This is a genomic window from Streptomyces melanogenes (assembly GCF_014649795.1).
Lineage (GTDB): Bacteria > Actinomycetota > Actinomycetes > Streptomycetales > Streptomycetaceae > Streptomyces > Streptomyces noboritoensis.
The window spans coordinates 15,281-37,828 of the sequence record NZ_BMTS01000014.1; the positions used below are offsets into that span (position 1 = coordinate 15,281).

Here is a 22,548-nt window from a genome sequence, read left to right on the forward strand (position 1 = left end):
ATTTGGAGGGCGTACCGTGCACCGCCGGCACAACGGGTTGAGGACCGCCGTCCTTCTCGGAGGACTGTCCGCGCTCATCATCGTCATCGGCAGCTTCTTCGGGCGTACGGGGCTGATCGTCGCGCTGCTCGTGGCGCTGGGCACCAATGCCTACGCGTACTGGAACAGCGACAAACTGGCCCTGCGGGCCATGCGCGCCCGCCCGGTCAGCGAATTCGAGGCCCCGGCGCTGTACCGGATGGTCCGCGAGCTGTCGACGGCCGCGCGCCAGCCTATGCCGCGCCTGTACATCTCGCCGACCCAGGCGCCCAACGCCTTCGCGACCGGCCGCAACCCGCGCAACGCGGCGGTGTGCTGCACCGAGGGGATCCTGCAGATCCTGGACGAGCGCGAGCTGCGCGGGGTGATCGGCCACGAGCTCAGCCATGTCTACAACCGGGACATCCTGATCTCGTCGGTCGCCGGAGCACTCGCCTCCGTGATCATGTTCCTGGTCAATTTCGCCTGGTTGATCCCGGTGGGCCGGTCCAACGACGACGAGGGCCCGGGCATCGTCGGCATGCTGCTGATCATGATCCTGGGGCCGCTCGCGGCGTCCGTGATCCAGCTGGCGATCAGCCGTTCGCGCGAGTACGAGGCGGACGCGTCCGGCGCCCAGCTGACCGGCGACCCGCTGGCCCTGGCCAGCGCCCTGCGCAAGCTCGACGCGGGCACCAAGCAGCTGCCACTGCCGCCCGAGCCGCGGATCGAGACGGCGAGCCACATGATGATCGCCAACCCCTTCCGCCCGGGCCAGGGGGTCTCCAAGATGTTCTCGACACATCCGCCGATGGCGGAGCGCATCGCCCGACTCGAAAAGATGGCAGGTCGCCGCCCGTGAAGACAATCCTCAACGTCATTTGGCTGGTCCTGTGCGGCTTCTGGATGTTCCTGGGCTATCTGCTCGCGGGCGTCCTGCTCTGCATCACGATCATCGGCATCCCCTTCGGCCTGGCCGCGTTCCGTATCGGCCTGTACGCGCTCTGGCCGTTCGGGTACACGGTCGTGGAGCGGCCGGACGCGGGCGCCGCGTCCTGCATCGGCAATGTGCTCTGGCTGATCCTGGCGGGCTGGTGGCTGGCGCTCGGCCACATCGTCACGGGCTTCCTGCTGTGCATCACGATCATCGGCATCCCGCTCGGCATCGCGAACTTCAAGCTGATCCCGGTCTCGCTGCTCCCGCTGGGCAAGCAGATCGTGCCGACGGACCAGCCGTTCTACCGGTAGCCGAACCGCGGCCGGACCAGGTTATCCACAGGCAGTTGACGGAGAACGCGCAGGTCAGGGCGGTCCAGGGTGAGGTCCGGGCCGACTGTCAGCGGCATGGTCCACCATGGAGCCATGACCGAGAACGAGATGGCGTCCCGGACTTCCCCCGCGGGGTTCAGCGGCCGAATATGAGGCCGCGTCAGCCGTAGCGAGGCTTGTCACCGTGCCCGAGGCGGCCTCAGCGTCGCCGCCGCACGGCGTACGCGACCGCCCCCGCGGCCAGCACCGCGCTGCCCGCCACCACCGACGACGGCGGCAGCGCGAAGGCGAGCAGCAGGCACCCGGCCAGCCCGCAGGCCGCGAGCAGCCGCCCGCCGCGGCCCGGACCGAGCGTCCAGGCCGACGCGTTGGCGATCGCGTAATAGACGAGCACGCCGAACGACGAGAAGCCGATCGCCCCGCGCAGATCGGCCGTCGCCGCAAGCACCGCCACCACGGCGCCCACCGCGACCTCCGCCCGGTGCGGCACCCGGAACCGGGGGTGCACGGCGGCCAGCGCACCCGGCAGATGGCCGTCCCTGGCCATCGCGAGGACCGTGCGCGAGACCCCCAGCACCAGCGCGAGCAGGGAGCCGAGCGCGGCGACCGCCGCCCCGGCCCGCACCACCGGCACCAGCGCCGGCGCGCCCGCCGCCCGCACCGCGTCGGCGAGCGGCGCCGACGCCCGACCGAGACCGTCCGCGCCCAGTACGGAGAGGACAGCCACCGCGACACAGACATAGACGGCCAGCGCGATGCCCAGCGCCAGGGGAACGGCGCGCGGGATCGTCCGGGCCGGATCGCGCACCTCCTCCCCGAGGGTGGCGATCCGGGCGTAGCCGGCGAACGCGAAGAAGAGCAGCCCCGCCGCCTGGAGCAGCCCCGCCCCGCCCCCGGACAGCCCGACGTCCGGGCGCCCGGCGGCGGACGACCCCAGGCAGGTCGCCACCACCGCCGCGAGGACCGCGAGCACCAGCGCCACGATCGCCCGCGTCAGCCACGCCGACTTCTGCACACCCCCGTAGTTCACGGCGGTCAGCGCCACCACCGCCGCGACCGCCACCAAGTGGGCCTGCCCCGGACAGACATAGGCGCCCACGGTCAGCGCCATCGCCGCACACGAGGAGGTCTTGCCGACGACGAACCCCCAGCCCGCCAGGTAGCCCCAGAACGGCCCGAGCCGCTCCCGCCCGTACACATAGGTGCCACCGGACGCGGGATAGCGGGCGGCGAGCCGTGCCGAGGCCATGGCGTTGCAGTACGCGACGGCCGCGGCCAGCGCCAGCGCGGCCAGCAGCCCGGTCCCGGCCGCCTCCGCGGCGGGGGCGAGCGCGGCGAAGACCCCGGCGCCGACCATCGAGCCGAGCCCGATGACCACGGCGTCGAAGACGCCGAGGGTGCGGCGCAGTTCCTGTGTCATGCGCCGCACCCTAGCCACCGGCGCAACCGCGGCCCGAAGGGAGGACGTCTTCCCGGGCAACACGACATGACATAAGACGACACCGAACGAAAGGCAGGTTCAGGACATGGGCATCGTCAGCTGGATCATCCTCGGCCTGCTCGCCGGAGCAATAGCCAAGATCCTGCTCCCCGGGCGGGACCCGGGCGGTCTGATCGGCACGACCGTCATAGGGATCGCGGGTGCGTTCGTCGGCGGCTGGATCTCGGCCCGCTGGCTGGACCGTCCCATCGCCAACCATTTCTATGACGGCGCCACTTGGGCGGCTGCGGTCGGCGGCTCTCTCGTGTTGCTGATCGCCTACCGCATAGTCTTCGGCAACTCGCGCGACCGCCGCTGAGGCCGTCAGCGGGCCGGCGGGTCAGTCCTTCAGCCCGGTCTCGCGCAGTGTCAGGTTGAGGCGGCCGCCGGGCAGGCCGGTGACCGCCGGGTCGCCTGTGCCGGGGAGCACCTTCGGTACGCCGTGGAAGGCGAAGCGCGAGGGGCCGCCGAAGACGAACAAGTCGCCCGAGGCCAGCTCGACATCGGTGTAGGGGCGGCCCCGGTCCTCGGTGTTGCCGAAGCGGAAGAGGCAACTGTCGCCGATGCTGAGCGAGACCACGGGCGCGCCGGAGCGCTCGTCCTTGTCCTGGTGCATCCCCATGCGCGCGTCGCCGTCGTAGAAGTTGATCAGTGCGGTGTCGGGGGAGTAGCCGTCCCCGGCGGCGGGGTCGTCGTACGCGTCGGCCAGGGCGGCGCGGCCCAGCGCGGCGAGCCAGTCGGGGAAGGCGGCGACGGGGCGGCCGTTCACGTCGTCGGCGGTGCGGGTGTACCGGTAGGGCTGCCAGTGCCAGCCGACGCAGACGGTCTGCACGGACATGACACCGCCGCCCGGCAGCACGGTGTGCCGGATGGGGACGGGCCCCCGCGCCCACTCCCGGCAGGCGGCCACCAGCTCCCGCTGCCGTTCGGGCGGAAGCCACCCCGGCACGTGCACGGCGCCGGGTGCGACGACGGCGCGCGGCCGGGGGAACAGGGCGTCGCTCATCTGCCGGGGCTAGCGGGGTGCGTGGGGAACGGCGGGGCTGCCGGAGTCGCCGGGGGCCGCCACCAGGGCTCCTTCGAGCCCCAGCAGCCGCTCCTTGCGCTCCAGGCCGCCCGCGTACCCCTTCAGGGTGCCGTCGGAGCCGATGACGCGGTGGCAGGGGCGTACGACGAGCGCGGGGTTGCGGCCGATGGCGGTGCCGACCGCGCGCACCTTCACCGAGGAGGCGCCGATCCGGCGGGCGATCTCCCCGTACGAGGTGGTGGCCCCGTACGGGATGGAGTCCAGCTCCGCCCAGACCCGGCGCTGGAAGTCGGTGCCGGCGCCGGGGGCGTACTCGATGTCGAAGCGGGTCAGCTCGCCGTCGAAGTACGCCCGCAGCTGGCGGGCGATCTCCTCGAAGGCCTCCGGCGCGCGCCGCCAGCCGTCCTGGACGACTGCGGCGCCCTTCTGGCCGGGCATGGAGAGCGAGACCAGCGCGGTCCCGCCCGTCGCGGTGGCGGACTCCTCACCGACCAGGAGCAGTTCACCGAGCGGGCTGTCGAGGGTCGCATAGACCGTCATCGCACGTTCCTTTCCTTGCGACGAGTCCTCACGGACAAGTCCCGAGTCCCGAGTCCTCGTCCACGAGTCCTCACGTACGAGACCGAGTCTGCGACCCCCGCCCGGCCGGGGCTGGCGGAAATCGGACAGCGCGTCCGAGGGGTCAGCGGTAGTTCACGAACTGCAGCGCGAAGTCGAAGTCCTTGCCCTTGAGCAGGGCCTGAACGGCCTGGAGGTCGTCGCGGCTCTTGGAGGAGACCCGCAGCTCTTCGCCCTGCACCTGCGCCTTGACGCCCTTGGGGCCCTCGTCGCGGATGACCTTGGCGACCTTCTTGGCGTTCTCCTGCGAGATGCCCTCCTCGATGGAGGCGAAGATCTTGTACTCCTTGCCGGAGAGCTGCGGCTCGCCGGCGTCCAGCGCCTTGAGCGAGATCCCGCGCTTGACCAGCTTGGTCTGGAAGACGTCGAGGATCGCGTTGACGCGGTCCTCGGAGTTGGCCTCCATCAGGATCTTCTCGCCGGACCAAGAGATCGACGCGCCCACGTTCTTGAAGTCGTAGCGCTGCGAGATCTCCTTCGCCGCCTGGTTGAGGGCGTTGTCGACCTCCTGCCGCTCGACCTTCGAGACGATGTCGAAACTGGAGTCGGCCATGTCCTGTGGCTCCTTGTATCGGGTGCGTGGGGGTACGGCCTGGCTGCCGAACCGCTTCCCCAAAGCCTAGCCACCCGCGCCCCCGCGAAGCGCTGATCAACCGGGTGGCGAAGCACCCCCGGGCATCAGGTATCGTTTACGTCGTTGCCACGGAGTACCGCGAAAGCGGGACCTCCACCGGCGACATCCCATGGCGGTGTGCCCGAGTGGCCAATGGGAGCGGACTGTAAATCCGTCGGCTTAGCCTACCCAGGTTCGAATCCTGGCGCCGCCACGCGATGTGAGACCCCCGTTGAACTGCGGAAACGCAGCTTGGCGGGGGTCTTCTCGTTGATTGTGGGAGCTGCGGGGAACCTCAGTTCCCGGCCACCCCCTTCACCGCCACCGTCACCGGCATCGACCCGCTGATCGCCTCCAGGGTCAGGCCCGTCGTGGCCGGGGTGTCGATCAGTTCGGCCAGGAGGGCGGCGACGTCGTCGCGGGGGATGGGGCCGCGGCCCGTCGACGCGGCCAGGGTGATCAGGCCCGTGCCGGCGTCGTTCGTGAGCATTCCGGGGCGCAGAATCGTCCAGTCCAGGCCGGGGCGGGCCCGTACCGCCTCGTCGGCCGAGCCCTTGGCGCGCAGATACGCGTCGAAGATCTCGTCGCCCTCGTGGCGCGGGTCCGCGCCCATCGAGGAGACGACCAGATAGCGGCGTACGCCCGCCCGCTCCGCCGCGTCCGCGAACAGGACCGCCGCCGCGCGGTCCACCGTCTCCTTGCGGGCCGCGTCGCTGCCCGGGCCCGCGCCCGCCGCGAAGACCGCCGCGTCGGCGCCCTCCAGGGCGGCCGCGACCTCGTCCACGGACGCCGACTCCAGGTCGAGTACGACCGGCTCGGCGCCCGCCGTGCGCAGGTCGTCCGCCTGCTCCGGCTTGCGGATGATGCCCGCGACCTCGTCCCCGCGCGCCGACAGCAGCCGTTCGAGCCGCAGCGCGATCTGACCATGGCCTCCTGCGATGACAATGCGCATGCTCACGACCGTACGCCGGTGCGCCGCCGGGCGCGTCCCCGCGAACCCCTTCGGGTGCTCAGGAGGCCCCAGGGCCCTTACCCCCTGAATCCGCCCGCCCCTGCCGCGGCAGATCCAGCGCCACCGCCGCCGCCGAGTCGCAGTACTCCCGTACCGCGCTCGTCCGGGCCACCACCCGGCCGCGGTGGATCACGATGCGGCTGTACGCGAGGGACAGGACGCCCGCGATGCGTTCGCCGCGGACCGCCAGGAGCTCCGCCGGGAAGCCCGCCTCCACGCGGACCTCGGGCAGGCCCATCGCCTCCCGGGCCGCCGCGCTCACCGCGCCGTACGCGTCCTCGGGGCGCAGGCCCGCCTGGGAGGCGAGGAGGTACGCGGCCTCCAACGGGTCGCCCCGGCCCACCGGGTTGGCGAGGTCGCGCAGGGCGCCGCTGCCCGCCGCGACTCGTACGCCCGCGGCCTTCAGCAGCCGTACAGGCGGCATGCCCTGACGGGCCGTTCCCTGGCGCTCCGTCATGCCGCAGCCGCCCTGCGGCAGGCAGACCACCGCCACGCCCGCCGCCGCGAGCTGGTCGGCCGCCCGCGCCGCGGCCTCGTGCGGCAGCCGGGACAGGCCCGCGCAGGGGCCGATCGCGACGCCCGGGCGCAGCCCGGCGGTCATCGCCGCGAGCCGGGCCAGACGGGCCGGGTCGTCACCGTCCGTGTGCAGATCGACCGCGCAGCCGTGCTCGGCGGCAACCTCCAGGACCGCCTCCGTGTACCCCGCCGGGTCCGGGTCCAGGTCCGGGCAGCCGCCGACCACCGACGCGCCCATCTTCACCGCGTCCCGCAGCATCGCGAGCCCGTCCGCGCCCGCCACGCCGGTCAGCAGCCGGGGCACCGCCACCACGTTCAGCTCGGCGAGCCCGCGCAGCGAGCGACGGGTCTGCAGAGCCGCCTCCAGCGGCTCCAGGCCCCGTACGTCGTCGATCCGGACGTGCGAGCGCAGCGCGGTCGCGCCGTGGCCGAGCTGGAGCAGGGCGGCCTCCGTGGCGCGGCGCTGGACGTCCTCCGCCCCGTACGAGACCGGGCCCTCGGGGCCGAACGCGGTCAGCGCCGTGTCGCTGTGCGCGTGCGGCTCGGCGGGCGCCGGGAGCAGCAGGAAGCCGTTCAGGTCGACCTTGGAGAAGTGCGCGGCGAGGCTCCCCGCGGTCCCGACGGCCTCGATGCGGCCGCCGCCGAGCCGGACGTCCACGGTCCGGCCGTCGGCGAGCCGGGCGCCGGACAGCAGCAGCGTGGTGGCGGCCTCGGCGGGGCCGTCCCCGGCGCCGGGGGAGTGGGCCGGCTGCGGGTGGCTGTCGGACATCGCGCTCCAGGTGGTCCTCGGGGTCAAGATCACGCAGCGTGACCCGAGCCTAGGGGCGCACCCCCCGCGCATCGAGGAGGAGCGCAATAGTCGTACCGGTGTGGCCACGAGTGGCGTACGGGGCGGCTGGGGCGGGGAGGGCGGGAGCGGTTCGGTGGTGGGTCCCATCCGTCTCCGGAGCACCGGCAGCCCCCTGCGGGAGCCGGGTCGCGACGGCTCTCCGACGGCTCCGCGGCGGCCCGGCGAAACGGATTTGGGCGATCGGCGGCCGACCGTGTAATGTCTTCATCGCTCGCCCCAATAGCTCAGTCGGTAGAGCGTCTCCATGGTAAGGAGAAGGTCTACGGTTCGATTCCGTATTGGGGCTCTGGTGAGAGGGTCCCCGCCCACAAGCGGGGACCGGATCATCAAAGCGGTGTAGCTCAGTCGGTAGAGCAAGCGGCTCATAATCGCTGTGTCACCGGTTCAAGTCCGGTCACCGCTACTCCAAGTAGCAACAGTAGCCGATTGTGGGGTCGGTCTCCCGATCGGCTACTCTTTTATGCGTTCATCCGTCTATCCGTCCGTCAAGGAGCACTCACGTGGCTGCCACCGACGTCCGCCCGAAGATCACGCTGGCCTGCGTGGAGTGCAAGGAGCGGAACTACATCACCAAGAAGAACCGGCGTAACAACCCGGACCGTCTTGAGATGAAGAAGCACTGCCCGCGCTGCAACTCGCACACCGCGCACCGCGAGACCCGCTAATCACGGGTTTAGCACTCAGGCTCGTACGAGAGGCCGTTCCCTGTTACGGGGGGCGGCCTCTCGTCGTATCCCGTTCCGCAGGTCACCAAGCCCGCAGATCGCCCAGTCCGTAGATCACCAAACAGGAGGTTGCGAGCCCATGGCGCTCGACCAGTCCTTCGTGGGGCGGACCTATCCGCCCACCGCGCCGTACGAGGTCGGCCGGGAGAAGATCCGCGAATTCGCCGAGGCCGTAGGGGACGCCAACCCCGCGTACACCGACCCGGAGGCCGCCAAGGCGCTCGGGCACCCCGATGTGATCGCGCCGCCGACCTTTGTGTTCGCCATCACGTTCAAGGCCGCGGGCGTGGTGATCGAGGACCCGCAGCTGGGCCTGGACTACAGCCGGGTCGTGCACGGCGACCAGAAGTTCGCGTACAACCGCCCGGTGCGCGCGGGGGACCGGCTCACCGTGACCTCCACCATCGAGGCGATCAAGTCCCTCGCGGGCAACGACATCCTGGACATCCGCGGCGAGGTACACGACGAGGCGGGCGAGCACGTCGTGACCGCCTTCACCAAGCTCGTGGCCCGCGCGGCCGAGGGGGAGTGACGATGAGCGCCAAGATCCGTTACGAGGACGTGGAGCCCGGCACCGAGCTGCCGGCGCAGTCCTTCCCCGTGAGTCGCGCCACACTCGTGCAGTACGCGGGCGCCTCGGGCGACTTCAACCCGATCCACTGGAACGAGAAGTTCGCCAAGGAGGTCGGGCTCCCCGACGTCATCGCGCACGGCATGTTCACCATGGCCGCGGCGATCCGGGTGGTCACCGACTGGGTGGGCGACCCGGCGGCGGTCGTCGAGTACGGGGTGCGCTTCACCAAGCCGGTCGTCGTGCCGAACGACGAGACCGGCGCGCTCGTCGAGGTCAGCGCCAAGGTCGCGGCCAAGCTGGACGACGAGGCGAGGACGGTCCGGGTCGACCTGACGGCGATGAGCGCGGGCCAGAAGGTGCTGGGCATGTCGCGCGCGGTGGTCGCGCTCGCGTGAGCCCACGGAACGGCCGCCGGGGCGGAAACCGGCGGCCGTTCCGCAGGGGGTGCGCCCGCGAGGAGCGTGCCCGCAGGGGTTGCGAAGTTAGTTATTGGCCACTAACTTTGTGTCCATGGTCAGGATGAGTGCGGAGGAGCGGCGCGAGAGCGTCGTACGGGCGGCGATGAGTGAGTTCGCTCACCGCGGCTACTACGGGACGTCCACCGAGGCGATCGCCAAGCGGGTGGGTGTCTCGCAGCCGTATCTGTTCCGGCTCTTCCCGAACAAGCCGGCGATCTTCCTCGCGGCGACGCACCGCTGCATGAAGGACACCGTCCAGATGTTCGCCGAGGCGTCCGAGGGGCTGCGCGGCGAGGAGGCGGTGTACGCGATGGCGAACGCGTACACCAAGGTCATCGCGGAGGAGCCGGAGCGGCTGCTCATGCAGATGCAGGTGTACGTGGCGGTCGCCGCGGCCGAGGCGGCCGGCGACCACACCTTCGGCGAGGCCGTCCGGCGGGAGTGGATGGAGCTGTGGGACGCGGTGAGCGTCCCGCTGGAGGGCTACAAGGACACGACCACGTTCCTGGCGTACGGGATGCTCATCAACACGCTGGTGGCGATCGGGTTCCCTCCCGGGCATCGCGTGTGGGAGGAGATCTATCCGTCCGCGCGGGCGAAGGGGCGACTGGAGAAGTAGGCCCCTTCGCGGGGCCGGGTGCGGCGCACTCGTCTGCGCTCGAAAGTTAGTAACTGATAACTAACAACAGGGGAAAGCGATGTCCGAGCAGGAACAGGAACACGAGCCGCAGAAGGAGACGGCCCCGCGCGGGGGCGCGGTCTGGGCGCTCGTCATCACCAGCGTCGCCGGGTTCATGGCGGCGCTCGACAACCTCGTCGTCACCACCGCCCTGCCGTCGATCCGCGAGGACCTGGGCGGGGCGCTGGACGACCTGGAGTGGACGGTCAGCGCGTACACCCTCACCTTCGCCGTCCTGCTGATGTTCGGGGCGGCGCTGGGGGACCGGTTCGGGCGCCGCAAGCTCTTCATGGTCGGCCTGACGATCTTCACCGGCGCGTCCGCCGCGGCGGCGCTCGCGCCCGGGATCGACGGTCTGGTCGCCGCGCGGGCGGTCCAGGGCGTCGGGGCGGCGATCATGATGCCGCTCACGCTCACGCTGCTCACGGCGGCGGTGCCGGCCGCGAAGCGGGGACTGGCGTACGGGATATGGGGCGCGGTCAACGGCCTCGCCGTGGCGAGCGGGCCGCTGATCGGCGGCGCGCTGACCGAGCACTTCTCGTGGCAGTGGATCTTCTGGCTGAACGTTCCGCTCGGTGTGCTCGTCCTGCCGCTGGCGCGGCTGCGGCTCGCGGAGTCGTACGGGAGCGGGGCCCGGCTCGACATCCGCGGCACGGTGCTCGCCAGCGGGGGCCTCTTCGGGATCGTGTACAGCCTGATCCGGGGCAACGTGGACGGCTGGAGCAGCCCGACGGTGCTGACCGGGCTGGTGGCGGGGGCGGCGCTGCTCGGCGCGTTCGTGTGGCACGGGATCGTGAGCGAGGCGCCGGTGCTGCCGATGCGGCTGTTCCGGAGCCGGGCGTTCGCGGCGATCAACCTGTCCAGCCTGCTGATGTTCGTGGGGATGTTCGGCTCGATCTTCCTGCTCAGCCAGTTCCTCCAGGGCGTCCTCGGCTACTCGCCGACCGAGGCGGGGCTGCGGATGCTGCCGTGGACCGCGATGCCGCTGCTGGTCGCGCCGGTCGCGGGCATCCTGTCCGACCGGATCGGGGGACGGCCGGTGGTGACGGTGGGGCTCGCGCTCCAGGCGATCGGGCTGGCGTGGTTCGCCGTCATCCTGTCGCCGGACGTGTCGTACGCGGCGCAGCTGCCGGCGCTGGCGGTCAGCGGGGTCGGCATGGCGCTGTACTTCGCGCCGGCGGCGAATCTGGTGATGTCGAGCGTGCGGGCGTCGGAGCAGGGGATCGCGTCCGGGGCGAACAACGCGCTGCGGGAGGTGGGCGGGGCGCTGGGTGTCGCGGTCCTGGCTGCGGTGTTCTCCGCGCAGGGCGGGTACGGGTCGGCGTCCGACTTCGTGTCCGGCCTGCGGCCCGCGCTGTGGGTGGGGGCGGGGGTGGTGGCTCTGGCGGCGGTCAGTGCGGTGTGTTTGCCGCGGGTGTCTGTGGCGGGGGCGGCCGAGGCCGCGCCCGCTCGGGAGGACGTCCTGGTGGGATGACCCCCACCCCGCCCCTTCCCGAAAGTCCTCCGGCGGACGGCCGGGGGGCTTCGCCCCTGGACCCGGTTTTCGTCTGCGGGCCGTCCCCAACTGGTCGCGCAGTTCCCCGCGCCCCTGGAGATGCCGCTGCGCGGCAATCCCCTGGGCGCATCTCAGGGGCGCGGGGAACTGCGCGACCAGCCACCCACCGGGCCGCAGACGAAGCCCCCGTACGCTAGACCCGTGCACGTACTTCACGACGCCCCCCTCGCCCCCCTCACCACCTTCCGGCTCGGTGGGCCGGCCGAGCGGCTGGTGACGGCTGTCAGTGATGACGAGGTCGTCGCGACCGTGCGGGAGGCGGACGAGGCGGGGACGCCGTTGCTGATCATCGGTGGCGGCAGCAATCTCGTCATCGGGGACAAGGGGTTCGCCGGGACCGCCCTGCGGATCGCCACCACGGGGTTCGCGCTGGACGGGACGCGGCTCGAAGTGGCCGCAGGTGAGGTCTGGAGCGACACCGTCGCCCGGACCGTGGAGGCCGGGCTCGCCGGGATCGAGTGCCTGGCCGGGATCCCCGGGTCCGCCGGGGCCACCCCCATCCAGAACGTCGGCGCGTACGGCCAGGAGGTCTCCTCCACCATCCGCGAGGTCGTCGCGTACGACCGGGTCGAGGGTCGTACCGTCGTCCTGTCGGCGAGCAAGTGCGACTTCTCCTATCGGCACAGCCTCTTCAAGGCTCTGCCCGATCGGTACGTCGTCCTGCGCGTCCGGTTCGACCTCGAAGACGCCGGTGGGCTCTCCGCGCCCATCAAGTACGCCGAGACCGCCCGCGCCCTCGGCGTCGAGCCCGGGGACCGCGTCCCGGCCGCCACCGCCCGCGAGACCGTCATCAAGCTCCGGGCCGGGAAGGGCATGGTCCTCGACCCCGATGACCATGACACCTGGTCCGCCGGGTCCTTCTTCACCAATCCGATTCTGGGGGAGAACGATTACCGGGCGTTCGTCGAGAAGGTCGCCCTCCGGCTCGGGCCCGACGTCTCGCCGCCCGCCTGGGAGCTCGGTGGTGGGCTCACCAAGACCTCCGCCGCCTGGCTCATCGACAAGGCCGGGTTCACCAAGGGGTACGGGTCCGGGCCCGCCCGGATCTCCACCAAGCACACCCTCGCCCTGACCAACCGCGGCGGCGCCACCACCGAGGACCTGCTCGCGCTCGCCCGCGAGGTCGTCGCGGGGGTGGAGCAGGCCTTCGGGGTGACGCTCGTCAACGAGCCGGTGACCGTCAACGCCGAGATCTGACCCGTAGGCACGTGGGTCAGTACGACACGCAGACCCCCTGCTTCACCGTCGCCTGGTCGTCGATCATCGCCAGCATCGCGTCCGCGACATCCGCCCGGCCGATCGTGCGCGCGCTGCGCGGGGTCGCCCCGATCGTCGTGCGGTAGCTGCCCGTCCTCGGCTTGTTGACCAGGCGGACCGGGCGTACGGCCGTCCAGTCCAGGGCCGAGTCGGCCAGCGCCGCCTCCGTGCGGCGCAGGTCCTCGTAGACGTCCTTGAGGACACGCGTGACGATCGTCAGCGTGAGGCGGTCGAGGAACGGGTCGTCCGGCGCCTCCGGGCCCACCGGGCCCGCGCTGATCACCAGCAGGCGGCGGGTGCCCTCCGCGTCCATCGCCTTCACGATCGAGCCGGTCAGGCGGGCCGTGATGCCCGCCGCCGCGTCCGCCCGGTTGTTCGCGCCCAGGCACGAGAGCACCGCGTCCCGGCCCGCCACCTCCGGACGCAACGACTCGGGGTCGGCGAGATCGCCCCGGACCACCTCCAGGCCCGGCCCCGTCACCGGGAACCGTCCCGGGTCCCGGACCACCGCCGTGACCTGGTGTCCGGCGGCCAGCGCCTGCCGGACCAGCTCCGCGCCGATCCTGCCCGTCGCACCAAAAACCGTGAGCTTCATCTGCGTCACCCTCCCCTGGTGGATAGGTAGTTACTCAGCCAGCAGTAGCCAAGGGTGCCTGACGCCCTAGGCGGCCAGCCAGGAATCCACCCCCGCCAGCAGCTTCGCCTTCGTCTCCTCCGGTGCCACCGACCCCCGCACCGACTGCCGTGCCAGCTCGGCCAGTTCGGCGTCGGTGAAGGCGTGGTGGCGGCGGGCGATCTCGTACTGGGCGGCCAGCCGGGAGCCGAACAGGAGCGGGTCGTCCGCGCCCAGCGCCAGCGGCACGCCCGCCTCGTACAGCGTGCGCAGCGGGACGTCCTCGGGCTTCTCGTAGACGCCCAGGGCGACGTTGGAGGCGGGGCAGACCTCGCAGGTGATCCCGCGCTCGGCGAGGCGCCTGAGCAGCCGCGGGTCCTCGGCGGCGCGCACCCCGTGGCCGATGCGGGTGGCGTGCAGGTCGTCCAGGCAGTCCCGGACGGACGCGGGGCCGGTCAGCTCGCCGCCGTGCGGCGCGGCCAGCAGACCGCCCTCCCGGGCGATCGCGAAGGCGCGGTCGAAGTCCCGTGCCATGCCCCGGCGTTCGTCGTTGGAGAGGCCGAAGCCGACCACGCCCCGGTCCGCGTACCGCACCGCGAGGCGGGCCAGTGTGCGGGCGTCCAGGGGGTGCTTCATCCGGTTCGCCGCGACCAGGACCCGCATGCCGAGGCCCGTCTCGCGCGCGGCCGACTCGACCGCGTCCAGGATGATCTCCAGGGCCGGGATGAGCCCGCCCAGCATCGGCGCGTACGACGTCGGGTCGACCTGGATCTCCAGCCAGCCCGAGCCGTCCCGCACGTCCTCCTCGGCGGCCTCGCGCACCAGCCGCTGGATGTCCTCGGGGGCGCGCAGACACGAGCGCGCGATGTCGTAGAGGCGCTGGAAGCGGAACCAGCCGCGTTCGTCGGTGGCCCGCAGCTTCGGCGGCTCGCCGCTGGTCAGCGCGTCGGGGAGGTGCACCCCGTACTTGTCGGCCAGCTCCAGCAGCGTGGTGGGGCGCATCGACCCCGTGAAGTGCAGGTGCAGATGGGCCTTCGGCAGGTCGGTTACGTCGCGAACGTGCTCCATTGAAGGATCTTGCCGCACCCCGGGCCCGTCCGACAGCCCCTTTCCCCGATCGGGACCTTGCCCGAACGCAGGAACGGCCACCGACTCATGTGAGTCGGTGGCCGTTCCTCGCGGGGCGCGGGTCAGCGGGCGCGGATCAGTCGCGCGCTTCCGCCAGCAGCTTCTGGATCCGGGAGACGCCCTCCACCAGGTCCTCGTCGCCCAGCGCGTACGACAGGCGCAGATAGCCCGGGGTGCCGAAGGCCTCGCCCGGGACGACCGCGACCTCGGCCTCCTCGAGGATCAGCTCGGCGAGCTCGACGGAGCTCTGCGGGCGCTTGCCGCGGATCTCCTTGCCGAGCAGGCCCTTCACCGAGGGGTACGCGTAGAACGCGCCCTCGGGGGTCGGGCAGACCACGCCGTCGATCTCGCTGAGCATCTTCACGATGGTCTGGCGGCGGCGGTCGAAGGCCTTGCGCATCTCGGCGACCGCTTCGAGGTCGCCGCCGACCGCGGCGAGCGCCGCCACCTGGGAGACGTTCGCCACATTGGACGTGGCGTGCGACTGCAGGTTGGTCGCGGCCTTGATGACGTCCTTCGGGCCGACGATCCACCCGACCCGCCAGCCGGTCATCGCGTACGTCTTGGCGACGCCGTTGACCACGATGCACTTGTCGCGCAGCTCGGGCAGGAGCGCGGGCAGCGACACGGAGACCGCGTCCCCGTAGACCAGGTGCTCGTAGATCTCGTCGGTCAGCACCCACAGGCCGTGCTCGACGGCCCAGCGGCCGATCGCCTCGGTCTCGGCCTCGGTGTAGACCGAGCCGGTCGGGTTGGACGGGGAGACGAAGAGGACGACCTTCGTCTTCTCCGTGCGCGCGGCCTCCAGCTGCTCGACCGAGACCCGGTAGCCGGTGGTCTCGTCGGCGACGACCTCGACCGGGACGCCGCCCGCGAGGCGGATCGACTCCGGGTAGGTGGTCCAGTACGGCGCCGGGACGATGACCTCGTCGCCCGGGTCCAGGATCGCCGCGAACGCCTCGTAGATCGCCTGCTTGCCGCCGTTGGTCACCAGGATCTGGGACGGGTCGACCTCGTAGCCCGAGTCGCGCAGGGTCTTCTCGGCGATGGCCTTCTTGAGCTCGGGCAGGCCGCCGGCCGGGGTGTAGCGGTGGTACTTCGGGTCGTGGCAGGCCGCGGCGGCCGCCTCGACGATGTAGTCCGGGGTCGGGAAGTCGGGCTCACCGGCGCCGAAGCCGATCACCGGGCGCCCGGCGGCCTTGAGGGCCTTGGCCTTGGCGTCGACGGCGAGGGTCGCGGACTCGGAGATCGCGCCGATGCGCGCGGACACCCGGCGCTCGGTCGGAGAGGTTGCAGCGCTCATACGGCCCATCGTCGCAGACCTGCCGCGCCCCGGGCACACCGGTTTCATGGACCGGACGGGGCAGTTGCACAGGGCGTTCGGCACATCCGCGCGGAGGTGTCAGGAGCTATCTGTTCGACGCCGGGCGCCGGACCACGTACACTCACCTGTCGTTGGCCTCCACCAACCGATCCACTCCGGGCACTCGGTGCACTCGGTCGGATGCGGTAGGTTGGGGGAACCACAAAGGGTCGTAGCTCAATTGGTAGAGCACTGGTCTCCAAAACCAGCGGTTGGGGGTTCAAGTCCCTCCGGCCCTGCTACACACACCTTCGCCAGGATGTGTGCGCATGTACGTACTTCTATGCACCGCCGTGCGGCTCCACCGGGCGCGGCACGGCCACGACCCGGAATCAGGTGAGAAGCGTGACGGACGCCGTGGGCTCCATCGACATGCCTGATGCCCAGGACGAGGCCTCCGCGTCTGCGGACCAGGACGCCAAGAAGAAGGCCCGCAAGGGCGGCAAGCGCGGCAAGAAGGGCCCTCTGGGCCGTCTCGCGCTCTTCTACCGCCAGGTCGTGGCCGAGCTCCGCAAGGTGGTCTGGCCGACCCGCAATCAGCTGTCGACGTACACCACCGTGGTGATCGTGTTCGTCGTCATCATGATCGGCATCGTGACCGTGATCGACTCCGGATTCCAGCACGTCGTCAAGTACGTCTTCGGCTGATCCGCTGCGTAAGGGCGCCCACCGGCGCCTTTTTCGCATTGTTCCACCCATCTGTAGCCAGGAAGAAGCAGCCACGTGTCTGACCCGAACCTGAACGACGACGCCATCGAGTCGGCGGAGTCCGTGGAGGACCAGATCGACATCGTCGAGGCGGCGGACGCCGTGGACCCGGACGAGGTTGAGGCTGCGGACGCCGACGCGGGTGAGGCGGCCGAGCAGGCGGCCATCCACGTCGAGGACGAGGACGAGCTGGACGTCGTCGAGTCCGAGGACGAGGGCGCCATCGAGGCCGACGAGTCCGAGGACGCCGACGAGGACGAGGCCGAGGAGGCTCCCGCGGAGCCCGCCGCGCCCGTCGACCCGGTCGAGGCCCTGCGCCAGGAGCTGCGCGGCCTGCCCGGCGAGTGGTACGTCATCCACACCTACGCCGGCTACGAGAAGCGCGTGAAGGCGAACCTCGAACAGCGTGCCGTCTCGCTGAACGTCGAGGAGTTCATCTACCAGGCCGAGGTGCCCGAGGAAGAGATCGTCCAGATCAAGAACGGCGAGCGCAAGAACGTCCGGCAGAACAAGCTGCCCGGTTACGTTCTCGTCCGCATGGATCTGACGAACGAGTCCTGGGGCGTCGTCCGCAACACCCCGGGCGTCACCGGCTTCGTGGGCAACGCCTACGACCCGTACCCGCTGACCCTGGACGAGATCGTCAAGATGCTCGCCCCGGAGGCCGAGGAGAAGGCCGCCCGCGAGGCCGCCGAGGCCGAGGGCAAGCCGGCTCCGGCCCGCAAGGTCGAGGTCCAGGTGCTCGACTTCGAGGTCGGCGACTCGGTCACCGTCACCGACGGCCCGTTCGCCACGCTCCAGGCCACGATCAACGAGATCAACGCCGACTCGAAGAAGGTCAAGGGCCTCGTCGAGATCTTCGGCCGCGAGACCCCGGTCGAGCTCAGCTTCGACCAGATCCAGAAGAACTAGTTCTTCCGGACCACACGTCTTCCGAACAGGTCAGACGGGCGCTTCAAAGCCCGTCTGACCTGCTCGGTTTTTAGCCGCACAGCTATACCCGTTATCGTTGTGCGGTATGCCTGCATCCGGATGATCGGATGCCAGGCGGTTCACTCTCACTAGGACCCGGAGAGAGCAATGCCTCCCAAGAAGAAGAAGGTCACGGGGCTTATCAAGCTCCAGATCAACGCCGGTGCGGCGAACCCGGCCCCGCCGGTCGGCCCCGCGCTCGGCCAGCACGGCGTCAACATCATGGAGTTCTGCAAGGCCTACAACGCGGCGACCGAGTCGCAGCGTGGCTGGGTGATCCCGGTGGAGATCACGGTCTACGAGGACCGCTCCTTCACCTTCATCACCAAGACTCCGCCGGCCGCGAAGATGATCCTCAAGGCCGCGGGCGTGGAGAAGGGCTCCGGCGAGCCGCACAAGACCAAGGTCGCGAAGATCACCGAGGCCCAGGTCCGCGAGATCGCCACGACGAAGCTCGCCGACCTGAACGCCAATGACCTGGACGCCGCGTCCAAGATCATCGCCGGCACCGCCCGTTCCATGGGCATCACGGTCGAGGGCTGAATCCAGCTCTCCCCGCACACGCGGCGGTAGCCGCAGAGTGCGACAGCCCAGTGGTAGGGCCAAGCGCTGGCCCGCACCACGACTCCACGCCTGAACAAACACAGGAGCAGAAGTGAAGCGCAGCAAGACTCTCCGCGCTGCGGACGCCAAGATCGTCGCGGACAAGCTCTACGCCCCGCTCGAGGCCGTCCGTCTCGCCAAGGAGACCTCCACGACCAAGTTCGACGGCACCGTCGAGGTCGCCTTCCGCCTGGGTGTCGACCCGCGCAAGGCCGACCAGATGGTCCGTGGCACCGTGAACCTCCCGCACGGCACCGGTAAGACCGCCCGGGTCCTGGTCTTCGCGACCGGTGACCGTGCCGAGGCCGCGCGTGCCGCCGGCGCCGACATCGTCGGCTCGGACGAGCTCATCGACGAGGTCGCCAAGGGCCGTCTGGACTTCGACGCCGTCGTCTCCACCCCGGACCTCATGGGCAAGGTCGGCCGCCTCGGCCGCGTGCTCGGTCCGCGTGGTCTGATGCCGAACCCGAAGACCGGCACGGTCACCCCCGACGTCGCCAAGGCCGTCGAGGAGATCAAGGGCGGCAAGATCGAGTTCCGCGTCGACAAGCACTCGAACCTGCACTTCATCATCGGCAAGGTGTCCTTCGACGACGCCAAGCTGGTGGAGAACTACGGCGCCGCTCTGGAGGAGATCCTCCGTCTGAAGCCGTCCGCCGCCAAGGGCCGCTACATCAAGAAGGCGACCATCGCCACCACGATGGGCCCCGGCATCCAGCTCGACTCCAACCGCACCCGCAACCTCCTCGTCGAGGAGGACCCGGCCGCGGTCTGAGCCTGACGCTCGCATCGGCTAGTCCAAAGCCGGGCCCCGCACCTCTCCGGAGGTGCGGGGCCCGGCTTTTTTGTCGCCGCCCTTTGTCGCAACCGCGTCCCAACAACCCTGTGCGGGCGCGGTGTTGTCGTACCCCTGCGCTACCGTCGACGAGGCAAGGGAAAAGGTATTCGAGGGGGAACGCATGAACACCAGGTCCGTACGGCGTACGTGTATCTCGCTGGTGGCCGTCGGCGCGGCGCTCTCGGGGCTCGCCGCCTGCGGTGGTTCCGACGGCGGGGACAACAAGAGCGCGCCCGCCAAGGAGCAGCACAAGGCCGGGTCGGACTTCAGCCCGGTCGCGGCCCTCCAGGCGGTCCAGAAGAAGACCGACGGGGTGGGCTCGGCCAAGGTCGAGATGACGATGTCCATGGGCGCCGTGATGGGCCTGGAGGGCGGCGGCACCCTGGCGTGGGGCGACGGCACGACCGGCGCCATGCGGATGAAGTACACCCAGGGCTCGATGGCGCAGTCCATGAAGCAGCTGGGCACCGAGAGCATCGACGCCCGCTATCTGCGCGACGCCTACTACGCGAACATGGGCCCCGAGTTCGCCAAGACCCTCGGCGGCAAGCACTGGATCCGGTACGGGTACGACGACATGGCCAAGCTGATGGGCCCGGCCGGCGCCGTCATGAAGGACCAGATGCAGAACTCGACGCCCCAGCAGGGCGTGAAGGTGCTGCTCGCCTCCGGCGACGTCAAGAAGGTCGGCACCGAGGAGGTCCGCGGCGTCCAGGCCACGCACTACTCGGGCACGGTCGACATGGCGAAGATGGTGGACCGCAGCTCGGGTCTGGACGCGAAGACGCTGGAGGCCTTCAAGGCCCAGATGAACAAGAGCGGCATCACCACCGACACGGTCGACATCTGGGTGGACAAGGACGACCTCCTGGTCAAGAAGACCGAGCGGGCCGCGACGAAGAACGGCGAGATGAACACCACCGCCTTCTACTCGGACTACGGCGTCAAGGTCTCGGCCGAGGCCCCGGCGGCCTCCGACACCGTGGACTTCACCACGCTGATCAAGCCCAAGTCCGCCCAGCAGCAGTCGTAACCCGCACAACAGCAGACATATTCGGTCCCACCTGTCACAGCGTTGGGTTACCGTGCAGGTGATCGAGTACGTGACACGGGGGAACAAGGGGTGGGGCACATGACCAGGTCCGGATGGACGCGGGCGGCGCTGGCGACGGCGACGGCCGCTGTGGTGGTGGCCGGGGCCGCGGGCTGCGGTGGCGACGACAAGAAGGCCGACGGCGCGGGGGGCGCCAAGAAGGCCGCCGCCGCACCGCAGTCCCGTACCGCCGCGTCGCAGGTGCTCGCGGCGGCGTACAAGAAGACCGCCGCCGCCAAGTCGGCGAAGGTCCGGATGAGCATGTCGACGCCCGCCTCCATGGGGGCGGGCACGGAGAAGACCGAGACCAGCGGCGTGATGGCCTGGAACCCGACGGCCATGGACCTCACCGTGACGTCCTCGGCGGCCAAGGGCATGGCCGGTGCTCCCGAGAAGACCCGCATGCTCTGGGTGAACAACGTCATGTACGTGGACATGGGGTCCATGGGCGAGTCCGCCAAGGAGCTCGGCGGCAAGCGCTGGATGAAGTTCGACATGACCTCGCTGGCCAAGCAGTCCGGCCAGGAGCAGCTGGTCAAGCAGATGACGGCCGGCATGGAGAACATGAACCAGGACCCGGCTCAGCAGCTGGCCCTGCTGCTCGACTCGCCGAACCTGAAGCACCTGGGCGCCGAGCAGGTCGACGGCGTCTCCTCCGAGCACTACAAGGGCACGCTCACCGTCGAAGAGATGATGAAGAGCAACAAGATGCTCGACACCCTCAAGCCCGAGGAACGCCAGCAGCTCCTGACCAACATGAAGAAGACCGGGGTCCAGGGGTACGACACCGAGGTCTGGGTCAACGCGGACGGCTACCCGGTCCGCATGGACGTCAACATGAGCAGCCCCCAGGGCAAGATCGTCACGTCCACGCACTACTCGGACTACGGCGCCAAGGCTCAGGTCACGGCCCCGCCCGCGGGCGAGACGGCCGACCTGATGGAGCTGCTGAAGGGCCTGGGCGACCTGGCCAAGAACGGCGGGACCGGCGGCCTCGGCGGCGCCTGACGGCCCCGGCAGACCGCCCCGTACGACCAGATTTGCTCGATCCGCCACCCGTCACGTACGCTTCCACAGAAGCCAAAGACCGCTGGTCGTTGCCGTGCCTTCGCAAGAAGGGGCGGTGGCCGAAGGTTCCGCTGCATGCGGACGACCCGCGCAGGTGACTGTGGAAAGTTCCCGGACTCGCTCCGGTCGAGCTACGCCCCGTGCACTTGCGCCGGGGCGTTTTTTATGTCGCGGTCCCTTTTGAGCGGTCCTCATCACCCGGAAGGAGGCCGACGCACTATGCCGACGCCCAACAAGGCTGCCGACGTAGCCGAGCTTGAGGACAAGTTCCGCAGCTCCAACGCCGTCGTGCTGACCGAGTACCGGGGTCTCACCGTGGCGCAGCTCAAGACGCTGCGTCGTTCGCTCGGTGAGAACGCCCAGTACGCCGTGGTGAAGAACACGCTGACCAAGATTGCGGCCAACAACGCCGGGATCACCTCGCTCGACGACCAGTTCACTGGTCCGACGGGTGCCGCCTTCATCACCGGTGACCCGGTGGAGTCGGCCAAGGGTCTTCGTGACTTCGCCAAGGAGAACCCCAACCTGATCATCAAGGGCGGTGTCCTTGATGGCAAGGCGCTGTCCGCCGATGAGATCAAGAAGCTTGCGGACCTCGAGTCCCGCGAGGTTCTGCTCAGCAAGCTGGCCGGTGCGTTCAAGGGCAAGCAGTCCCAGGCTGCCTCGCTCTTCCAGGCGCTGCCGTCGAAGCTCGTCCGCACCGTGGACGCGCTCCGTGCCAAGCAGGCCGAGCAGGGCGGTGCCGAGTAATTCGGCTCGCGCATTGATCCGCGCCGCCTAGTGCGCGGGTCGTAGCGGGCCGTTACGCCCGCCATTCGATACATCTCGGCATTGCCGAATTAGTGGAAGGATCGCCCATCATGGCGAAGCTCTCTCAGGACGACCTCCTCGCCCAGTTCGAGGAGATGACCCTCATCGAGCTCTCCGAGTTCGTGAAGGCCTTCGAGGAGAAGTTCGACGTCACCGCCGCCGCGGCCGTCGCCGTTGCCGCCCCGGGTGCCCCGGGCGCCGGTGCCGCCGCCGAGGTCGAGGAGAAGGACGAGTTCGACGTCATCCTCACCGGCGCCGGCGACAAGAAGATCCAGGTCATCAAGGTCGTGCGTGAGCTGACCTCGCTGGGTCTGAAGGAGGCCAAGGACCTCGTCGACGGCACCCCGAAGCCGGTCCTCGAGAAGGTCAACAAGGAGGCCGCTGACAAGGCTGCCGAGTCCCTCAAGGCTGCCGGTGCGGCCGTCGAGGTCAAGTGACCTTGTGAGTCTTCTGACTCTTGGCGCGTGACGTCCACGGACGTGTAACGCGCACACACCAAAGGGCGATCATCCATCCGGGTGGTCGCCCTTCGGCGTACCCGGGATCGCCGTGACGGCTGCCTTGCGCGGAGGGCGACAGGGAGTATGGTGATCATCGCCGTACGCCCCGTGTGCGCCTCGTAGCCGTACGAGCCGTAACGGAGCGATCTCCGCGGAGCTGAGGGGTCTTGACGAACCGCACGCAGCGCGCAATTCTCAGGA

The 22,548-nt window shown here is 70.1% G+C and carries 26 protein-coding genes and 4 tRNA genes; 21 read left to right on the top strand and 9 right to left on the bottom strand.

Going from position 1 to position 22,548, the window contains the following annotated elements; genetic code table 11:
* The first annotated feature begins 16 nt into the window (after positions 1 to 16).
* Together htpX and IE252_RS27645 are read left to right on the top strand one after the other, a co-directional pair.
* Entirely contained in the window at positions 17 to 880 is an 864-nt protein-coding gene (gene htpX / locus IE252_RS27640; RefSeq protein ID WP_190092177.1) for a zinc metalloprotease HtpX, read from the top strand.
* Positions 877 to 1,266, top strand: a complete 390-nt coding sequence (locus IE252_RS27645) for a YccF domain-containing protein (RefSeq protein WP_190092178.1) — start codon at positions 877 to 879, stop codon at positions 1,264 to 1,266. Before htpX ends, IE252_RS27645 begins: the two co-directional genes overlap by 4 nt.
* 220 nt (positions 1,267 to 1,486) lie before the next feature.
* On the opposite strand, the gene IE252_RS27650 is transcribed toward IE252_RS27645, so the two are convergent.
* Positions 1,487 to 2,707 carry an APC family permease gene (locus IE252_RS27650; protein WP_190092179.1) on the bottom strand — a complete coding sequence of 407 codons (1,221 nt, stop codon included), beginning with the start codon at positions 2,705 to 2,707 and terminating at the stop codon, positions 1,487 to 1,489.
* A gap of 106 nt (positions 2,708 to 2,813) precedes the next feature.
* Between IE252_RS27650 and IE252_RS27655 the strand changes: the two genes are divergently transcribed.
* Positions 2,814 to 3,086 (top strand): GlsB/YeaQ/YmgE family stress response membrane protein, encoded by a 273-nt coding sequence (locus tag IE252_RS27655; protein ID WP_190092180.1) that lies wholly within the window; start codon positions 2,814 to 2,816, stop codon positions 3,084 to 3,086.
* Between the two features lie 21 nt (positions 3,087 to 3,107).
* Here the strand turns inward: IE252_RS27655 and IE252_RS27660 are convergent, their stop codons facing one another.
* The 3 genes from IE252_RS27660 to IE252_RS27670 form a co-directional block, all read right to left on the bottom strand.
* On the bottom strand, positions 3,108 to 3,773 hold the full coding sequence (locus IE252_RS27660) for an alpha-ketoglutarate-dependent dioxygenase AlkB family protein (RefSeq protein WP_190092181.1): 666 nt from the start codon (positions 3,771 to 3,773) through the stop codon (positions 3,108 to 3,110).
* A gap of 9 nt (positions 3,774 to 3,782) precedes the next feature.
* Positions 3,783 to 4,334, bottom strand: coding sequence for a methylated-DNA--[protein]-cysteine S-methyltransferase (locus IE252_RS27665; RefSeq protein ID WP_190092182.1), 552 nt, complete (start codon positions 4,332 to 4,334; stop codon positions 3,783 to 3,785).
* Between the two features lie 142 nt (positions 4,335 to 4,476).
* Positions 4,477 to 4,965 carry a YajQ family cyclic di-GMP-binding protein gene (locus IE252_RS27670; protein WP_101389577.1) on the bottom strand — a complete coding sequence of 163 codons (489 nt, stop codon included), beginning with the start codon at positions 4,963 to 4,965 and terminating at the stop codon, positions 4,477 to 4,479.
* 192 nt (positions 4,966 to 5,157) lie between these two features.
* Between IE252_RS27670 and IE252_RS27675 the strand changes: the two genes are divergently transcribed.
* Positions 5,158 to 5,239 (top strand) — tRNA-Tyr (locus tag IE252_RS27675).
* 81 nt (positions 5,240 to 5,320) lie between these two features.
* Here the strand turns inward: IE252_RS27675 and IE252_RS27680 are convergent.
* The gene (locus IE252_RS27680; RefSeq protein WP_190092183.1) at positions 5,321 to 5,977 is read right to left on the bottom strand and encodes an SDR family oxidoreductase; all 657 of its coding nucleotides are present in this window, start codon (positions 5,975 to 5,977) and stop codon (positions 5,321 to 5,323) included.
* A gap of 58 nt (positions 5,978 to 6,035) precedes the next feature.
* Complete coding sequence (locus IE252_RS27685) at positions 6,036 to 7,322, bottom strand: amidohydrolase family protein (RefSeq protein WP_190092371.1); 1,287 nt, start codon at positions 7,320 to 7,322, stop codon at positions 6,036 to 6,038.
* 294 nt (positions 7,323 to 7,616) lie between these two features.
* Between IE252_RS27685 and IE252_RS27690 the strand changes: the two genes are divergently transcribed.
* From IE252_RS27690 to IE252_RS27725, 8 genes are all read left to right on the top strand, one after another.
* Positions 7,617 to 7,689, top strand: a tRNA-Thr gene (locus IE252_RS27690).
* Positions 7,690 to 7,733: 44 nt separating this feature from the next.
* Positions 7,734 to 7,806 (top strand) — tRNA-Met (locus tag IE252_RS27695).
* Positions 7,807 to 7,903: 97 nt separating this feature from the next.
* The gene (rpmG, locus tag IE252_RS27700; RefSeq protein ID WP_003956487.1) at positions 7,904 to 8,068 is read left to right on the top strand and encodes a 50S ribosomal protein L33; all 165 of its coding nucleotides are present in this window, start codon (positions 7,904 to 7,906) and stop codon (positions 8,066 to 8,068) included.
* Between the two features lie 139 nt (positions 8,069 to 8,207).
* The gene (locus IE252_RS27705; protein WP_190092184.1) at positions 8,208 to 8,660 is read left to right on the top strand and encodes a MaoC family dehydratase N-terminal domain-containing protein; all 453 of its coding nucleotides are present in this window, start codon (positions 8,208 to 8,210) and stop codon (positions 8,658 to 8,660) included.
* Positions 8,661 to 8,662: 2 nt separating this feature from the next.
* A complete protein-coding gene (locus tag IE252_RS27710; RefSeq protein WP_190092185.1) occupies positions 8,663 to 9,097 on the top strand; it encodes a MaoC family dehydratase in 435 nt (144 codons plus the stop codon).
* 115 nt (positions 9,098 to 9,212) lie between these two features.
* A complete protein-coding gene (locus IE252_RS27715; protein ID WP_190092186.1) occupies positions 9,213 to 9,779 on the top strand; it encodes a TetR/AcrR family transcriptional regulator in 567 nt (188 codons plus the stop codon).
* 79 nt (positions 9,780 to 9,858) lie between these two features.
* Positions 9,859 to 11,313: a DHA2 family efflux MFS transporter permease subunit gene (locus IE252_RS27720; RefSeq protein WP_190092187.1), complete on the top strand. Its 1,455-nt coding sequence runs from the start codon at positions 9,859 to 9,861 to the stop codon at positions 11,311 to 11,313.
* Between the two features lie 222 nt (positions 11,314 to 11,535).
* The gene (locus IE252_RS27725) at positions 11,536 to 12,591 is read left to right on the top strand and encodes a UDP-N-acetylmuramate dehydrogenase (RefSeq protein WP_190092188.1); all 1,056 of its coding nucleotides are present in this window, start codon (positions 11,536 to 11,538) and stop codon (positions 12,589 to 12,591) included.
* A 16-nt stretch (positions 12,592 to 12,607) separates the two neighbouring features.
* On the opposite strand, the gene IE252_RS27730 is transcribed toward IE252_RS27725, so the two are convergent.
* The 3 genes from IE252_RS27730 to IE252_RS27740 form a co-directional block, all read right to left on the bottom strand.
* On the bottom strand, positions 12,608 to 13,246 hold the full coding sequence (locus IE252_RS27730; protein ID WP_190092189.1) for an NAD(P)-dependent oxidoreductase: 639 nt from the start codon (positions 13,244 to 13,246) through the stop codon (positions 12,608 to 12,610).
* A gap of 66 nt (positions 13,247 to 13,312) precedes the next feature.
* Positions 13,313 to 14,332, bottom strand: coding sequence for an adenosine deaminase (locus tag IE252_RS27735; protein ID WP_190092190.1), 1,020 nt, complete (start codon positions 14,330 to 14,332; stop codon positions 13,313 to 13,315).
* Positions 14,333 to 14,468: 136 nt separating this feature from the next.
* Complete coding sequence (locus IE252_RS27740) at positions 14,469 to 15,695, bottom strand: pyridoxal phosphate-dependent aminotransferase (protein ID WP_190092191.1); 1,227 nt, start codon at positions 15,693 to 15,695, stop codon at positions 14,469 to 14,471.
* Between the two features lie 226 nt (positions 15,696 to 15,921).
* Between IE252_RS27740 and IE252_RS27745 the strand changes: the two genes are divergently transcribed.
* The 9 genes from IE252_RS27745 to rplL all read left to right on the top strand — a co-directional run bounded on the left by IE252_RS27745 (position 15,922) and on the right by rplL (position 22,284).
* Positions 15,922 to 15,994, top strand: a tRNA-Trp gene (locus tag IE252_RS27745).
* 106 nt (positions 15,995 to 16,100) lie between these two features.
* Entirely contained in the window at positions 16,101 to 16,403 is a 303-nt protein-coding gene (gene secE / locus IE252_RS27750) for a preprotein translocase subunit SecE (protein ID WP_190092192.1), read from the top strand.
* A 75-nt stretch (positions 16,404 to 16,478) separates the two neighbouring features.
* Complete coding sequence (gene nusG / locus IE252_RS27755) at positions 16,479 to 17,375, top strand: transcription termination/antitermination protein NusG (RefSeq protein ID WP_190092193.1); 897 nt, start codon at positions 16,479 to 16,481, stop codon at positions 17,373 to 17,375.
* Between the two features lie 168 nt (positions 17,376 to 17,543).
* Positions 17,544 to 17,978 carry a 50S ribosomal protein L11 gene (gene rplK, locus IE252_RS27760; protein ID WP_053731185.1) on the top strand — a complete coding sequence of 145 codons (435 nt, stop codon included), beginning with the start codon at positions 17,544 to 17,546 and terminating at the stop codon, positions 17,976 to 17,978.
* 112 nt (positions 17,979 to 18,090) lie between these two features.
* Positions 18,091 to 18,813 carry a 50S ribosomal protein L1 gene (gene rplA / locus IE252_RS27765; protein ID WP_190092194.1) on the top strand — a complete coding sequence of 241 codons (723 nt, stop codon included), beginning with the start codon at positions 18,091 to 18,093 and terminating at the stop codon, positions 18,811 to 18,813.
* Positions 18,814 to 18,997: 184 nt separating this feature from the next.
* On the top strand, positions 18,998 to 19,909 hold the full coding sequence (locus IE252_RS27770) for an SCO4651 family lipoprotein (RefSeq protein ID WP_190092195.1): 912 nt from the start codon (positions 18,998 to 19,000) through the stop codon (positions 19,907 to 19,909).
* Between the two features lie 99 nt (positions 19,910 to 20,008).
* Positions 20,009 to 20,977 carry an SCO4651 family lipoprotein gene (locus IE252_RS27775; RefSeq protein WP_190092196.1) on the top strand — a complete coding sequence of 323 codons (969 nt, stop codon included), beginning with the start codon at positions 20,009 to 20,011 and terminating at the stop codon, positions 20,975 to 20,977.
* A gap of 279 nt (positions 20,978 to 21,256) precedes the next feature.
* Positions 21,257 to 21,787, top strand: a complete 531-nt coding sequence (rplJ, locus tag IE252_RS27780; protein WP_067163131.1) for a 50S ribosomal protein L10 — start codon at positions 21,257 to 21,259, stop codon at positions 21,785 to 21,787.
* Between the two features lie 110 nt (positions 21,788 to 21,897).
* Positions 21,898 to 22,284: a 50S ribosomal protein L7/L12 gene (gene rplL, locus IE252_RS27785; RefSeq protein ID WP_101389592.1), complete on the top strand. Its 387-nt coding sequence runs from the start codon at positions 21,898 to 21,900 to the stop codon at positions 22,282 to 22,284.
* Positions 22,285 to 22,548 lie beyond the last annotated feature (264 nt).

Excerpts from the sequence above, each read along its gene's own strand:
- IE252_RS27650 (WP_190092179.1), bottom strand. The coding sequence starts at position 2,707 with ATGACACAGGAACTGCGCCGCACCCTCGGCGTCTTCGACGCCGTGGTC.
- IE252_RS27670 (WP_101389577.1), bottom strand. The coding sequence starts at position 4,965 with ATGGCCGACTCCAGTTTCGACATCGTCTCGAAGGTCGAGCGGCAGGAG.
- rplJ (WP_067163131.1), top strand. The coding sequence starts at position 21,257 with ATGCCGACGCCCAACAAGGCTGCCGACGTAGCCGAGCTTGAGGACAAG.
- IE252_RS27720 (WP_190092187.1), top strand. The coding sequence starts at position 9,859 with ATGTCCGAGCAGGAACAGGAACACGAGCCGCAGAAGGAGACGGCCCCG.
- rplL (WP_101389592.1), top strand. The coding sequence starts at position 21,898 with ATGGCGAAGCTCTCTCAGGACGACCTCCTCGCCCAGTTCGAGGAGATG.
- IE252_RS27665 (WP_190092182.1), bottom strand. The coding sequence starts at position 4,334 with ATGACGGTCTATGCGACCCTCGACAGCCCGCTCGGTGAACTGCTCCTG.
- IE252_RS27715 (WP_190092186.1), top strand. The coding sequence starts at position 9,213 with ATGGTCAGGATGAGTGCGGAGGAGCGGCGCGAGAGCGTCGTACGGGCG.
- IE252_RS27775 (WP_190092196.1), top strand. The coding sequence starts at position 20,009 with ATGACCAGGTCCGGATGGACGCGGGCGGCGCTGGCGACGGCGACGGCC.
- rplK (WP_053731185.1), top strand. The coding sequence starts at position 17,544 with ATGCCTCCCAAGAAGAAGAAGGTCACGGGGCTTATCAAGCTCCAGATC.
- IE252_RS27710 (WP_190092185.1), top strand. The coding sequence starts at position 8,663 with ATGAGCGCCAAGATCCGTTACGAGGACGTGGAGCCCGGCACCGAGCTG.
- IE252_RS27740 (WP_190092191.1), bottom strand. The coding sequence starts at position 15,695 with ATGAGCGCTGCAACCTCTCCGACCGAGCGCCGGGTGTCCGCGCGCATC.
- IE252_RS27730 (WP_190092189.1), bottom strand. The coding sequence starts at position 13,246 with ATGAAGCTCACGGTTTTTGGTGCGACGGGCAGGATCGGCGCGGAGCTG.
- IE252_RS27770 (WP_190092195.1), top strand. The coding sequence starts at position 18,998 with ATGAACACCAGGTCCGTACGGCGTACGTGTATCTCGCTGGTGGCCGTC.
- IE252_RS27655 (WP_190092180.1), top strand. The coding sequence starts at position 2,814 with ATGGGCATCGTCAGCTGGATCATCCTCGGCCTGCTCGCCGGAGCAATA.
- IE252_RS27705 (WP_190092184.1), top strand. The coding sequence starts at position 8,208 with ATGGCGCTCGACCAGTCCTTCGTGGGGCGGACCTATCCGCCCACCGCG.
- IE252_RS27680 (WP_190092183.1), bottom strand. The coding sequence starts at position 5,977 with ATGCGCATTGTCATCGCAGGAGGCCATGGTCAGATCGCGCTGCGGCTC.
- IE252_RS27685 (WP_190092371.1), bottom strand. The coding sequence starts at position 7,322 with ATGTCCGACAGCCACCCGCAGCCGGCCCACTCCCCCGGCGCCGGGGAC.
- IE252_RS27735 (WP_190092190.1), bottom strand. The coding sequence starts at position 14,332 with ATGGAGCACGTTCGCGACGTAACCGACCTGCCGAAGGCCCATCTGCAC.
- IE252_RS27660 (WP_190092181.1), bottom strand. The coding sequence starts at position 3,773 with ATGAGCGACGCCCTGTTCCCCCGGCCGCGCGCCGTCGTCGCACCCGGC.